The sequence below is a fragment of the Flammeovirga sp. SubArs3 genome, assembly GCF_947387565.1.
Lineage (GTDB): Bacteria > Bacteroidota > Bacteroidia > Cytophagales > Flammeovirgaceae > Flammeovirga > Flammeovirga agarivorans.
This window is the reverse complement of record NZ_CANDOA010000002.1, coordinates 40,295-53,367: the sequence shown is the minus strand read 5'-3', so window position 1 is coordinate 53,367 and position 13,073 is coordinate 40,295. Positions and strand designations below refer to the sequence as shown.

Annotated in this window: 11 protein-coding genes; 8 read left to right on the top strand and 3 right to left on the bottom strand. The window is 33.8% G+C overall.

From position 1 onward, the window contains the following. Nucleotides 1–79 precede the first annotated feature (79 nt). Nucleotides 80–244 (bottom strand): DUF5522 domain-containing protein, encoded by a 165-nt coding sequence (locus tag QL232_RS04695; protein ID WP_168880306.1) that lies wholly within the window; start codon nt 242–244, stop codon nt 80–82. A 540-nt stretch (nt 245–784) separates the two neighbouring features. Between QL232_RS04695 and QL232_RS04690 the strand changes: the two genes are divergently transcribed. Further along, entirely contained in the window at nt 785–1,120 is a 336-nt protein-coding gene (locus tag QL232_RS04690; RefSeq protein ID WP_168880305.1) for a hypothetical protein, read from the top strand. Nucleotides 1,121–1,256: 136 nt separating this feature from the next. Here QL232_RS04690 and QL232_RS04685 read toward each other — a convergent pair whose 3' ends face one another. Next, the gene (locus QL232_RS04685; RefSeq protein WP_281613294.1) at nt 1,257–1,901 is read right to left on the bottom strand and encodes a glucosaminidase domain-containing protein; all 645 of its coding nucleotides are present in this window, start codon (nt 1,899–1,901) and stop codon (nt 1,257–1,259) included. A gap of 493 nt (nt 1,902–2,394) precedes the next feature. On the opposite strand from QL232_RS04685, the gene QL232_RS04680 reads away from it, so the two are divergent. From QL232_RS04680 to QL232_RS04665, 4 genes are all read left to right on the top strand, one after another. Beyond that, nucleotides 2,395–3,300, top strand: coding sequence for a hypothetical protein (locus QL232_RS04680; protein ID WP_168880303.1), 906 nt, complete (start codon nt 2,395–2,397; stop codon nt 3,298–3,300). Nucleotides 3,301–3,815: 515 nt separating this feature from the next. Further along, complete coding sequence (locus QL232_RS04675; protein WP_281613293.1) at nt 3,816–4,178, top strand: hypothetical protein; 363 nt, start codon at nt 3,816–3,818, stop codon at nt 4,176–4,178. A gap of 43 nt (nt 4,179–4,221) precedes the next feature. Beyond that, nucleotides 4,222–5,751, top strand: coding sequence for a family 10 glycosylhydrolase (locus tag QL232_RS04670; RefSeq protein ID WP_281613292.1), 1,530 nt, complete (start codon nt 4,222–4,224; stop codon nt 5,749–5,751). A gap of 17 nt (nt 5,752–5,768) precedes the next feature. Beyond that, nucleotides 5,769–7,199 (top strand): MFS transporter, encoded by a 1,431-nt coding sequence (locus QL232_RS04665; protein WP_281613291.1) that lies wholly within the window; start codon nt 5,769–5,771, stop codon nt 7,197–7,199. Nucleotides 7,200–7,383: 184 nt separating this feature from the next. Here the strand turns inward: QL232_RS04665 and QL232_RS04660 are convergent, their stop codons facing one another. After that, on the bottom strand, nt 7,384–8,418 hold the full coding sequence (locus QL232_RS04660) for a hypothetical protein (RefSeq protein WP_168880299.1): 1,035 nt from the start codon (nt 8,416–8,418) through the stop codon (nt 7,384–7,386). Between the two features lie 431 nt (nt 8,419–8,849). Here QL232_RS04660 and QL232_RS04655 point away from each other — a divergent pair, with 431 nt between their 5' ends. The 3 genes from QL232_RS04655 to QL232_RS04645 are packed head-to-tail and all read left to right on the top strand — an operon-like array spanning nt 8,850 to nt 13,035. After that, the gene (locus tag QL232_RS04655; RefSeq protein ID WP_168880298.1) at nt 8,850–9,446 is read left to right on the top strand and encodes a sigma-70 family RNA polymerase sigma factor; all 597 of its coding nucleotides are present in this window, start codon (nt 8,850–8,852) and stop codon (nt 9,444–9,446) included. Between the two features lie 51 nt (nt 9,447–9,497). Then, the gene (locus QL232_RS04650) at nt 9,498–10,454 is read left to right on the top strand and encodes a FecR domain-containing protein (RefSeq protein WP_168880297.1); all 957 of its coding nucleotides are present in this window, start codon (nt 9,498–9,500) and stop codon (nt 10,452–10,454) included. After that, nucleotides 10,438–13,035, top strand: a complete 2,598-nt coding sequence (locus QL232_RS04645; protein WP_281613290.1) for a TonB-dependent receptor plug domain-containing protein — start codon at nt 10,438–10,440, stop codon at nt 13,033–13,035. Before QL232_RS04650 ends, QL232_RS04645 begins: the two co-directional genes overlap by 17 nt. Nucleotides 13,036–13,073: the final 38 nt, after the last annotated feature.

Here is a 13,073-nt window from a genome sequence, read left to right as displayed (position 1 = left end):
GAAATAATGTTTATCTACAAAAAAAAGATAGACCTACTCCTGAGTTAGATCTATCTTTTTTATTTATTGTATACCTTTTTTAGAATACTGACTTCCTTACTTTGTTCTTTTTGAACCCCCAAGGACAATGTTTACATTGATTTTTACAACAGTACCCTCTTTTAATATGGTATGCTTTAGTGAAGACATATAATCCATTTTCAATGTAATAATCTTCACCTTCCTTTAGTGGTTTATCGCTCATATTACTAAATTTTTCAATCCAAAGGTAGTAATAATTTTACAAGCACAGAATATCAATTTAGTAAACTATTTCTATAAATCAATAAGATACATGATTAATTTTTGATCAAAATTTTAATACAAAATCTATCCGCAAGTGCGATTGACTCATATTTAAACAGCGAGTAAGATGAAAATTGGATTTATTGCTAATTTTTTGTAAATTATAAATAGGTGCTGTGCACTTTATATGTACAAATTTATTTTGATTCGGACGTGCAAGCTCTAGACGGGAGACTGTGCGTTTTTTTTAACGCAAGCCTTATATGTTTATTGAAATCACAGACCACGCTTTCAATGCTATGAACAAACGTTGTAGACATTGGAGAAAGAAAGATTATCTAAACATTGTGTACCAAGCGTATAAATCGGAATGCTATGGTTCACATTGCAAACGGGACAAAAGAAAGTACAAATCGTACATCTTTATCTTCGAGAACAACCGTCTCATTACTGTTTATCGTTCTCGGAAAAAATCAAAAAACTACGTAAACAGAGCCTCATGAAACATTTTGTAAAACCCCGAGTCACTGCTACTGCTCAAGGAAATGACTACAATTTCAAAGTAAACATCCACGCCAATTCAGATTTCGAATTAGGTGTTTGTGCTCAGATGATTCAATCCATGAAAGAGATTCTTATTCAAAACGAGATTAAACGAAGAGGTTTAAAAGAAATGTATACCTTTTCAGACGAAGAAGAAGAAGAACGTTTTTATGAAGTCGTTGAAGCTAACATCTGGGATGAGCTAATCATGCAAGGTGAGGTGGTAAGAGATCTAGGCCGAAGTGGTTATAGAGCCATGGATGGGCAAATCAGAAGAATGGTGAAGCCATAGATGACAATGACATCAAAATGTAACACATTCTTATCATTAGAATTAATTCGTACCCTTTAAATAATAAAAGACCCCGCAATTGCGGGGTCTTCTCATATAGGATATTCCTTAATAAAGTCGATATGTAAATCAGTTTCTAGTAACTCGATGGTAAACAGAATCTGATATGTTGTGCTTCGACGCTACTTACTGAAGCTACTGATTGAAGTTCTTCCGATCTTCTAGCCAAAGCTTCTTCTTCACGAATGTTATCTACAATTGGAGCAACATATTTGTCCATTACAGAAGTTACCAATTTAAGGTAATGTGGATCGGTGGCATATCCGCCTTTTGCAATCGCTTCCATCTGTAAGTTTGGATCAAATGTGTCAAATAATCCATTTTCACGGTATGTATAATAACTCGACAGCACTTTACAGTAGTCTTCTACAGCCTGTTCCAATGATGAATAAATTCTGTAACGACGATATCTTTGTTCTCCGATATCATATACTAATTTACTCTTAGTTGGACTTGTTGATGCAATGTTGAAAATTCTATAGTCTTCTCTTAATTTCCAACCCTGCTCAGCAATAGCCTGAGAGATCGCTACCTTAGTATTAATTCCATATTTTCTACAAATTGGATCAAAAGCTTTGTAAAGAGTTCTAATGTAATCTTCTCTTTTAATCGTTTCTGTATCTTTTACACTTATAATTGAATTATTTGTAGATGCAACTGCAAATTCAATGTTTTCCAATGATAAAATGAAAATGGAAATAACTAGTAAAAACTTTCTCATTAAAAGTTTATTTCGTGATACAATCAAGTGTCCGTTTGACGCTTGTGCTGATTATCAGCAAGTTAGATTGAGTATTTTTATTTCTCAAAAATGTGATTGCAAATGTATACCATTCATCCGTAATAAAAAAATCCATAAACGTTTATTTACAAATAAATGTTTTTAATTTTAACAACAAAGAATATAATTATTCTAAGACAACATGCTCTAACAGCTCTATTTTTTCATTTTTACAAGGTGACATATCATTATCCGAAGTAAAAAAATGTCTTATTATGAAGCAGGTATTAACTTTTATTTTTAATTTTAGGTAATAAAATTCGAGTTTAAGGTACAATAAGTGCGATACTTCATATTTTAAAGTATTTCTTACCTTTGTATTTAGAATGTAGTGTAACCAAGTACTTTTGTTCACCAATATCTATGCATCATTATTCCGTTGTATTTGGAACAAAAGACCTCACTACACATTTTTTATCTTTGCTTAGACCAAATGAGAAATAACTCTACCGATTTTAAAGAAGAACTGATGCAGCAAAAAAGCTGGATACGTATGGGGATTATTGGTTTAGTGATCTGTGGAACTATTGCTGCTTATGCTGCTATGTCAGGTTCCGACGGTACTAAACAACAACGTATGCGTATTAATGAACTGGAGAAGAAGAATGCACAGATCGAGGCAGAGAGTGGATCATACTTGTCGAAAATAAAACATCAAGCAGACCGAATCCAAGACCTTAAAGATGATAATTTAAGATTGGAAAAAAGGTTAAATGAGAAAGAAGCTCAGCTTACTACGCATGATCAGAAACTTGATATGAAACAAGGTTCTATTCGATCGCTAGAAAGTCACCTTTCAGAATTGAAAGATGATAAGTATAGAATGCAAAGAAATATTGATGAAAACAATCGTGTCATTCAAGACATGACGCAAAGAGCGAAAGAGCAAAACGAATTAATAAAAACTACTCAAGAACAACTTAAAGATATTCAAGAGCAACTAGAACGTTCTCAAGCCAAATATCTACAAGCTATAAAAGACCAAAAATCTGCTGAGCAATCAGAACAATCAGTTCAAGAAGCCTTAAGAAATCAAAAAGCTTTGTATGCGGACTTAATGAAAGATTTAACCTCAACAAGAACTGAATTGAATGCTGCTCGTTTACAAGCCAATGATAAAGATTTACAATTGCAGTTAGCTCAACAAAAAGAACTTCAAAAGCAACAATTACAGTACAAAGAAAAAGAACTGCAGACACAAGCCAATACTGATCTATACAAATTAATTTCTGTAACAAGTATTGTTTTAGTGATTGCATTAATTGTTTTTGTAGTCTTTGCACTTCAAAGAAGCGGAACTGATATTATGTTGTTCAACAAGACACAACAAAAAGATTAATCAAAAATAATACTGACATATTACATCTAATTGCTGATAGCGGATCTACAAAAACAGACTGGACTCTCATAGATAAAGCGGATGGTTCAGTAAAGTTTTCATTAGCTTCTCCAGGATATAACCCTTTTTTCTGGACTGAGGAAGACCTCTACAAATCAATACGAGTTGATTCAGAAGAGTTATCTCATTTAATTAATGACAATGAAAACCTTTCCATATTTTTTTATGGTAGTGGTTGTGGCAGTGATGAAAACAAAGCTATTCTAAGCAAAATATTAAGTCAGATATTCTCCACTCAAAAAGTATTTGTCGAAGATGATTTATGTGGTGCAGCAAGAGGCTTACTTCATAAAAACAATGGTATTGCCTGTATACTAGGTACAGGTGCTAATTCTGGTTATTATAATGGCAATGCAATTATCAATCGTCCTGTTTCTTTAGGTTATTTACTTAGTGATTTTGGTAGTGGAGCAACCATTGGCCTAGCTTTCCTTCAACTACTTCTTACTAATAAATTGTCTATTCAAACAGTAGATGCTTTTATTGAAGAGTTTGATTATAGCACTGATTACATTTTAAAACGCCTATACAAAACTGAAAAACCAAATGCCTTTTGTGCTACTTTTGCCCCATTCATCAATGAAGTAAAGGAGTATGATGAGACAGTAAATATCCTACTTCAATCACAGATGAAGCAATTTGTAGAATATTATGTACTCCCATTTGTAAAATCTTCTTCCGATCAGGTTTGTATCACAGGATCAATTGCTTACTATTTTAAAGAAATACTTCAAGAATCCTTCGACTTTTTCCAACTTCCTACCCCTACTATTATCGCCTCTCCTACTGATGGATTAATAGAATACCATCAACAATAATTCCTTACCTTTACTATACTATTACTAAGAACATCCTTCCCTTATGCGAATCAGATATTTTTTAATACTATTTTTATTAGGTATTACTACTACTTATGCTCAAAAAAGAGAATTCAGAGCAGTATGGATAGCCACTGTCAACAATATTGATTTCCCTGCCTCTAGTTCTGCATCAATGCAAGAACAGAAGGAGGACTATGTCAGATATTTAGATAAGATTAGCGATATAGGATTAAATACGGTTATCGTTCAAGTTAGACCAGTCGCAGATACTTTCTACCCTTCTGGATTTGAACCATGGAGTAAATACTTAACAGGCGAACAAGGAAAAAGTCCTCAACCCTTCTTTAATCCATTAACATTTATGATTGAAGAAGCACATAAAAGAAAATTAGATTTTCATGCTTGGTTCAATCCCTACAGAGCTACAATGAATAGTGATACTACTTCTTTAGCTTCCGACCATCCATTTTTTCAACATAGAGATTGGTTTGTACAATATGGAGGTAAGTGGATGTATAACCCAGGCCATCCCGAAGCAAGAGAATATGTTTTAAATGCTATTATGGAAGTGGCTAGACATTATGATCTAGATGCGGTACATTTTGATGATTATTTCTATCCATATAAAAAAGTGGGAGAAGAATTTCCTGATCATGAGACTTTTGCTATGTATGGGGATAGTACAAAGCAAGACCTTGAAAGTTGGAGAAGAGAAAATGTCGATTACTTTGTTGAAAACCTTTCCAATAGGTTAAGAAAAGAACGACCAGATGTACAATTTGGGATTAGTCCTTTTGGCGTTTGGAGAAACAGCAATGTAGATCCAAAAGGATCTCAGACAAGAGCAGGAATCACAAATTATGATGACTTATATGCAGATGTAGTCAAATGGATGAGAAAAGGATGGTTAGATTATATTATTCCTCAGGTATACTGGCATCGAAACCTTGGTGCTGCACCTTATGAAACAGTAGTAAAGTGGTGGAATGACAACTCTTATGGAACCAATTTATATATCGGACATGCTTTATATAAAGTCAGTAAATGGGAAGATCCTTCTGAGATCAGCGCTCAGTTAGACATCAATAAAAAATACAAGAATGTAAAAGGAAGTGCTTTTTTCAGTGCTAAGTTCTTATTTGAAAACCCTAAAAATGTAGTACAGACTTTACAGAGGAACTATCCATATTATTCTATTCCTCCTTCAAGCTTAAAAATGGAATTGGAAGCTCCAGCTAAAGTAAATATCAATAATTCTGAAGGTGATCTTTATAAAGGATTTAAGCTCTATTGGAAAGACACTCAGAAAAATACTGACACCCGAAAATACGTTATCTACAGGTATGAAGACTTTGGTTTTGGGGTTCTAGACGGTCAATTTATACTGGATATTATTGATAGATCTCCTTACGAAGAACATAGTTTTATCGATAGAACCATCGAAAAAGGGAAAAAATATACTTACATTGTTACTGCTTTAGATGCTAATAAAAATGAAAGCGGAAGAAGTAATGCAATCACTATCAAGGCAGGTGGACTCCTGTCTAAAAAAATCAAAGTAATCCACTAAGCATAGACTATTACTATATGGCAAAAGAGAGAAACCCTTGGTTATGGCTCCCTTCATTATATTTTGTAGAAGGACTACCTTACACAATCGTAATGACTGTTGCGGTTATTATGTATAAAAACTTAGGGATGGGCAATATTGAAATTGCCTTATATACATCATGGTTGTATTTACCATGGGTAATAAAACCTTTTTGGAGTCCTATTGTAGATCTACTTCAAACAAAAAAATGGTGGATCTTTATTATGCAATTAGTGATCGGTGGGGCATTTGCCGCCGTAGCTCTAACGTTACCCACAGATAATTTTTTCAGGTACACTTTAGCCTGCTTCTGGATTATTGCTTTTACTTCAGCTACAAATGATATCGCCACAGATGGTTTTTATATGATTGGTTTACGAAGTGACCAACAGGCCTTCTTTGTTGGTATCAGAAGTACTTTTTACCGATTAGCAATGTGGGCTGGCCAAGGCGGTGTTGTCTTATTAAGTGGCTACCTTTTTGAAGTTTTTGAAGATTACAAATCTGTTTGGAGTACTATATTTTTTGGCCTAGCTGCTGCAATGGTCTGTTTTAGTTTATTTCATAGACTAATACTTCCAAATAAAGAAAACATTAGATCACTAAAAGATAGAGCACATGGGTTGAGAGAAGTTGGTATTATGTTTAGCCAAGTATCGATAATTCTCTTATTTGGCTTTTTGATCAATTCTTTTTTAGGTTGGGAAACATCTTGGACTTACGTTATCCTAGGAGCTGTAGTCATTGCTTATTTGATGATTACATTAAAGAAAAAGATTAAAGAAGATCCAGATAAAATGAACACTCCTATCCTATCTTTCTTTGTTAAAGAAGACATCTGGAGTATTCTAGCCTTTATTTTGCTCTACCGACTAGGTGAAGCACAATTGGTAAAAATTGCTTCTCCATTCTTATTAGATAGTACTGAAGTTGGAGGCATAGGACTCAACAATGAACAACTAGGTTGGTTATATGGAACTATTGGATTAGGATGTTTAGTTGTTGGGGGTGTTCTTGGAGGAATTGCCATCTACACTAAAGGATTAAAGTTTTGGTTAATTCCAATGTTATTGTCCATCAATATTCCCAACTTAGGATATTGGTTACTTTCTTTCTTTCATGCTGAATCATTTATTTTTATTGGAGGCGTGATTGCTGTAGAGCAATTCTTCTATGGTTTTGGGTTTTCAGCCTTGATGATGTATATGTTATATGTTTCTCAAGGACATCATAAAACAGCTCATTATGCTTTGTGTACCGGTTTTATGGCCTTAGGTATGATGTTACCAGGGATGATCAGTGGTTATTTACAAGAATTTCTAGGATACACTAATTTCTTCCTATTTGTTGTTATCTCTGGGATACCAGCTTTAATCGTTGCATTTAGATTAAAAGTAGATCCAAAATTCGGATTAAAAGAAAAATAGTAATCTGATTGATATAAAGACAAAAAAGGTTGATCTACCCCTAATAGATCAACCTTTTTTCTTTAATAAATCAAGGTGACAGTATCACTATCACCTTGATTGAATCTACTCGAATCAAATAAGTAGTTATTACGTATTTCCAACTTAACTAACTATATATTTTTAATACAAAGCAACCTTTAATTTATTTCGATCCTTTACTACCTTTCTTAGCTTTTCTTCCTTTGCTTACTCCTACGAAACCGTATACATCGTAAGCATCTTTTAAGTCTACTACTTCTGAAGTACCGTCAGTTAAAGTAACTGTCACCTCGAAGTCACATTCGCCATCACCGTAATCTACAGTAATTGTTTCGTCTCCTTTTGTCATTACCTCAACACCTGAGATTGGAGCAAATACTGGCTTTTCTTCTCCACATTGTGGGTTGTATACTAACGCTTCTGTAATTTCAGTTGAGAAGCTTTCTCCATCAACAGTACTTGTTACAGACATAGAACCTGTTACTGTTTTAGTACCATCTAAAATTTCTTCATCGATAGAACGAACAATTGTTTCAGTATATGCTTCCGTAGAATCCGTAGCAGGGAAATCAATTGTTAAGTTCACAGATTTAGCTAAATCACCTGAAGCAATTCTCGCTTTCTTACCTTCCTCAGTTTCTTCTTCAAAAGTAACATTACCAGATACTGAAGTAGTACCATTTTTTACTTTACCATTTTCTGAGAAATCAGCAAATGTTGTAGAGTGAGCTATACTTGTTTCTGTTACAGTATGTACTTCTGTTACTGAACCTCCGACTACACTACCGTCTTTGCTTTCACAAGCTCCGCTACTGAAGTCGATCACTACAGTTTTAGTATCTCCATCTTCTGTAGTTGTTACATCAGCACAATCGATATAATCTCTTACATGGAAACGTTTAGCTCCTTGTTGTTTTGGTCTTTTTTGTTTTCCTTCTTCTCCACCTTCACCTGAAGTTCTCATGTTTGATGAAGAAGAGTAGTCCATACCTCTTTCAGTAGCATCAGAAATTACATTATCTGTATAGTCTTTTACTTCTAAATTGGTTTCGACTGTTTCATAGTTTCTTGAATTAGAACCTGATGCAATTGCATCTTCTAATGTTTGTGTAGTTGATAGATCATCAGAGTTTTCAGTAGTACATGCTACAGATGCAGCTAAAACAGTTAATACAAGAGCAATTTTTTGTAGTTTCATGTTACAATGTTTTTGATTAAGTACTTTATTTTTTTTTGGTTGAAGACTTATCTTCGGTTTCACTCCAATAAAGGATTAGACCTTTTTTTTGTACTCAGTTTTTTTCAACTTTTTTTTATTTTTTTCAAAAAACTGCCGTAACAGCATCAAAAACGAAACTTTTATAGTTGAAAAAATGATAATTTATTTTTCTTGCATTCGAAAAACTCTCATTTATTAAAAAAAAGTATCTATTCTGGGAACTTAAAAATTAGGCTGAAATCTATATTCATTATGAATCGGGTCGAATTTTTGCTTCCAATACTGTACATCTTACTCTCATGATATTATTTATTAGTATTTTAGCAAGAGAAGGATGTTCCTTGAGCAAGTAGTATTTTTTATCCAACTACAACAGCTCTTCAATTATTTGCTAAGCTTTATTCATTTAAATGACACAGGATCTTCAATATTGGAAATCGCTTAAAGAAGAAGACGATGCACAAGCATTAAAGTATTTCTATGATCAATACATTAAGCTTTTGTATAAGTATGGCTATCATTTCTGCCAAGATGCAGCATTGGTAGAAGACTGTGTGCAAGATCTATTCTTACGCTTGTGGGAGAAAAGATCAACATTAGGAGAAACCAATAATGTAAAACTCTATTTAATGGTCTCTCTTAAAAGGAGTATTTATGAAAAAGTAAAAAAAGGCAGTAAGACATCTACATCAGAAGAAGTGGAAGATACTTTTGATATTACCTTCACAATGGAGGAATCCATGATATCTTCTGAAACTGATCAAATCAATAAGGAAAAGCTATTAAAAACATTAGAAACTTTATCTGGACGTCAGAAAGAAGTCATCTACTTAAGATTTTATAATGGCTTCTCTCCTGAAGAAGTTAGTGAAGTAATGAATATTAGCAATCAATCTGTTAGAAATTTACAGGCATCTGCATTAAAAAAGATGCGATCTAATATGGGTGATTCCTTAAATCTACTCGTTGTTGGAAAAATGATTGAAAGTTTTTTCTCAAATATATAGTACAAATCACTTTTAGATCACTTTACTGAATGTACTTAACTGAATAAGAAGATGTCTGCATTAAAAAAATACATAGAAAACAAAGACTTCTGCGCCTGGGCACTCGGAGATGATTCATTGAATGATGTTTGGGAAAAGTATCTTGAGGAAAACCCTGAAGAGTCAAACATCATACAAGACGCAAAAGCGTTTGTACAGAAAACGACAGTAAAAGAACCTTACTTTTCTGTTCAAAGAGAAAAAGAACTTTGGGATAGCATTTCTTCCCAAATCAATACGACAACAACTAAAGAGGTTAAATTCACTCCTCAATGGTGGAGGTATGGTGCTGCCATGCTTGTATTGGGTTTGATTGCTGTTTTCTATTATAGAAATTTTGTACCTGCTTACCATACCGAAGTAGCAGATAAGGGAGTAACAAAAAATATTACCCTGCCTGACGGTTCCACTATTAATATGAATGCCGAATCTACAATCGCTTATAATAAAGATGATTTCAATGAGGAAGGCAGATATATTGAACTTAAAGGAGAAGCCTTCTTCCAAGTTGAAAAAGGAAATACTTTCCAAGTATCAACAGAACAAGGTGCAGTAACCGTATTGGGTACAAGCTTTAATATCTATTCTAGAGATAATAAATGGGAAGTAGCTTGTTATACTGGTAAAGTAAGTGTCGAGGACAGAAATGGAAATACTGTAACGCTTACAAAAGGACAAAAAGTTGACTACATCAACGGTATCTTTGTAAGAGGAACACAAGAAGGTAAACAGGCGAATTGGCAAAAAGGACTATTTAAATATACTGATTCACCACTTGAAGAAGTATTTAAAGAAATCCAACGTCAGTTCAATGTCCGTGTGATTTATAAAAACAAGGATATTCAATTTATGCGCTTTACAGGTACTATTTCTAATAAATCACTAGAAACATCATTAGAAGTAATTGCCAAAACTATGGGCATTAACTACAATATCAAGAAAAATAAAGAGGTTGAGATTTCTCTGTAAAAAATATCTACTTACTACTTTCCTACTGCTCTATACACTCTTCACCTATGCACAGGAAAATAGATTAAACACTACTTATAATCATGCTCCTATAAAAGAAGCATTAAAACAGGTAGAGTCTACTTTTCATGTGTTTTTATCTTACAGCGAAAAATCTGTAGATAATAAATTTGTTACAGCAACATTAAAAAATGCAGACCTACATACTGCATTAACACAAATATTATCAGGTTATTCTCTATCATACGAAATCGTTGATGAAGAATTTATTGTCATCAAAAAGCCACAATTTCCAAAGAAAAAAATAAATGGAGTAGTCATCGATGAAGAGGGAAACCCGATGCCTTATGCGAGCATCATCATGGGAAACAAACATGCTTCTACTAAAAACGATGGCTCATTCCAATTGTCTATCACAGGCAATAATCAAGAATCTCTTCGCTTTAATTATTTAGGGTACAACTCAGTTGGGCTCGCTTTTGCTGATTTGCCATTAGATACTACAGTGGTCATTCAGTTATCCCGCGATGTTGAAGAACTACCTGAATTAGTTTATGAAAAGCAGCTGAATGAAGTTGCAACCATCAATCAGTCGGAGAGTCAAGGTAAAAATGTCAAAAACTCAGGTATTGGTAACCTACCGATATCAAGTACTGAAAATATCTATTATGCGGTAAAGTTATTACCGAGTGTAAGTACCACAGGTTTTTCATCAGCCATGCAAGTGCGAGGCGGGGAAACAGACCAGAACCTTACATTAATAGATAACTATCCCATGTATCAGTTGGATCATTATTTTGGTTTAGAAAATGTGATCAACCCTGATATTACTTCTTCGGCCACTTTATATGCTGGTGGTTATGATTGTCTTTACGGGGCAAGGGTATCTAGTATTTTAGATATAGGTTTAAAAGATCCACCATTAAACTATATGGAAGGAAATGTTGGGGTAAGTTTATTAGGTTATAAAGGATATTTATCTCTGCCGATTGTTAGAGGAAAATTGGCTGTATATGGTACTTTTAGACAGTATCATGGGGCGGTTGAAAAATATCTATACGATAGAGCTGCTGAAACAGAAATTGATAATTCTGATGATGCACCAGACAATATTTATCAACAGACCATTACCCCTGACATCAATTATCATGATGCCAATGCTAAGATTGTCTATCAATTAAACGATTTCAATAAGCTTTCATTAAGCTATCTTAATTCTCAAGATAATTATTCTACTTCCTATAATTTAGTTCCAAAGAATCCGCCTACAAATCCTTCTAGGCCTAATGCACCAGCTCAAAGACCTTCGCCGACAAACTCGGATGATCGCTCATGGACTAACAATGCATTTTCGTTAAACTGGAAAGGTGAATTTGAGAAATGGTCATCACATGTATATGCAACCTATTCTCAGAATGATAGAACAAGCTATAAAGTATATCACTTAAAAGATTCGTCTTCGAGAAGACCTATTCGAAAAACACAGGCATCCAACCAAAACGTACAAGACTTTAGCTTACATTCAGACCAAAGTATCTATTTTGGTAAGAATAGTTTAGATGTTGGTGCAATCTATACCAACTATAATGTCTTTAAGGAGAGTCAGCCTTCTTCATTTTTTCTAAATGAAGTCGATAGTTTATCACAATCCAATACATTAGGTGTATATGGACAATACAATCTTACTTTAGGAAGACTTAGATTAACAGCAGGCAGTAGGGTTTGGTATTATCAACCTACTCAAAAACCTTATATAGCACCAAGAATCCAAGGTAATTTACCAATAGACCAAAAAGGAAAGTTCAACGTTAAATTTTCTGCCGGAAGATACTATCAATTTATCAGAGAGTTATCAGATGAGTTAACTTACGACTCCTACTGGATCATTTCTGATGAAGTGAATGTACCTGTAATTACTTCCAACCATTATATTGGAGGTTTTACAGCCAGCTTAAATCGACATAGTTTTGACATTGAAGGTTACTTAAAACAAAGTACTGGAGAAATGTCTGACCTTATCTTTAGAAACCCAGTATACTTTCATAAGTATGTAGGTGATGGGAATTCTTATGGCTTAGATTTTATCTATGAGTTCAACCATAAAAGATGGTATAATTATGTCAGTTATGGCTACAATCAATACCATAAACAATACACACCTAAAGAAACGGAAAGCAAGCAGACACATATTCTGCAATTGGCCAGTATGTATCAAAGAAAAAGGTGGAAAGTAGGTTTAACTTGGGTATTAAAAGATGTAAGCTACGATTTCAACAACTTGGTAGATATCCCAACGATACCTGATAATCCAAGAGAAAATGCTCCTTCTAATACATTAAATGCCCCAACTCCTTACGATGTTCCCTTGTATCATCGACTAGATTTTTCTTCTCAATATAACTTTAAGTTAGGAAGAAGAGTAAAGGGAGAAGTTGTATTAACGATTTATGATCTATACAATCAGAAAAATACAGAAGAACGACAAGTAACTAGTGTAGGCAACAACAGCTATGAATATATACTCACTGATGTTTCCCAATTGGGAATTCTGCCCAACTTGTCTTTTAATGTTATTTTTTAATTTAAATGTTAAGATTTTATAATAAAAACTAATGCAAA

Excerpts from the sequence above, each read along its gene's own strand:
- QL232_RS04695 (WP_168880306.1), bottom strand. The coding sequence starts at position 244 with ATGAGCGATAAACCACTAAAGGAAGGTGAAGATTATTACATTGAAAAT.
- QL232_RS04690 (WP_168880305.1), top strand. The coding sequence starts at position 785 with ATGAAACATTTTGTAAAACCCCGAGTCACTGCTACTGCTCAAGGAAAT.
- QL232_RS04685 (WP_281613294.1), bottom strand. The coding sequence starts at position 1,901 with ATGAGAAAGTTTTTACTAGTTATTTCCATTTTCATTTTATCATTGGAA.
- QL232_RS04680 (WP_168880303.1), top strand. The coding sequence starts at position 2,395 with ATGAGAAATAACTCTACCGATTTTAAAGAAGAACTGATGCAGCAAAAA.
- QL232_RS04670 (WP_281613292.1), top strand. The coding sequence starts at position 4,222 with ATGCGAATCAGATATTTTTTAATACTATTTTTATTAGGTATTACTACT.
- QL232_RS04665 (WP_281613291.1), top strand. The coding sequence starts at position 5,769 with ATGGCAAAAGAGAGAAACCCTTGGTTATGGCTCCCTTCATTATATTTT.
- QL232_RS04660 (WP_168880299.1), bottom strand. The coding sequence starts at position 8,418 with ATGAAACTACAAAAAATTGCTCTTGTATTAACTGTTTTAGCTGCATCT.
- QL232_RS04655 (WP_168880298.1), top strand. The coding sequence starts at position 8,850 with ATGACACAGGATCTTCAATATTGGAAATCGCTTAAAGAAGAAGACGAT.
- QL232_RS04650 (WP_168880297.1), top strand. The coding sequence starts at position 9,498 with ATGTCTGCATTAAAAAAATACATAGAAAACAAAGACTTCTGCGCCTGG.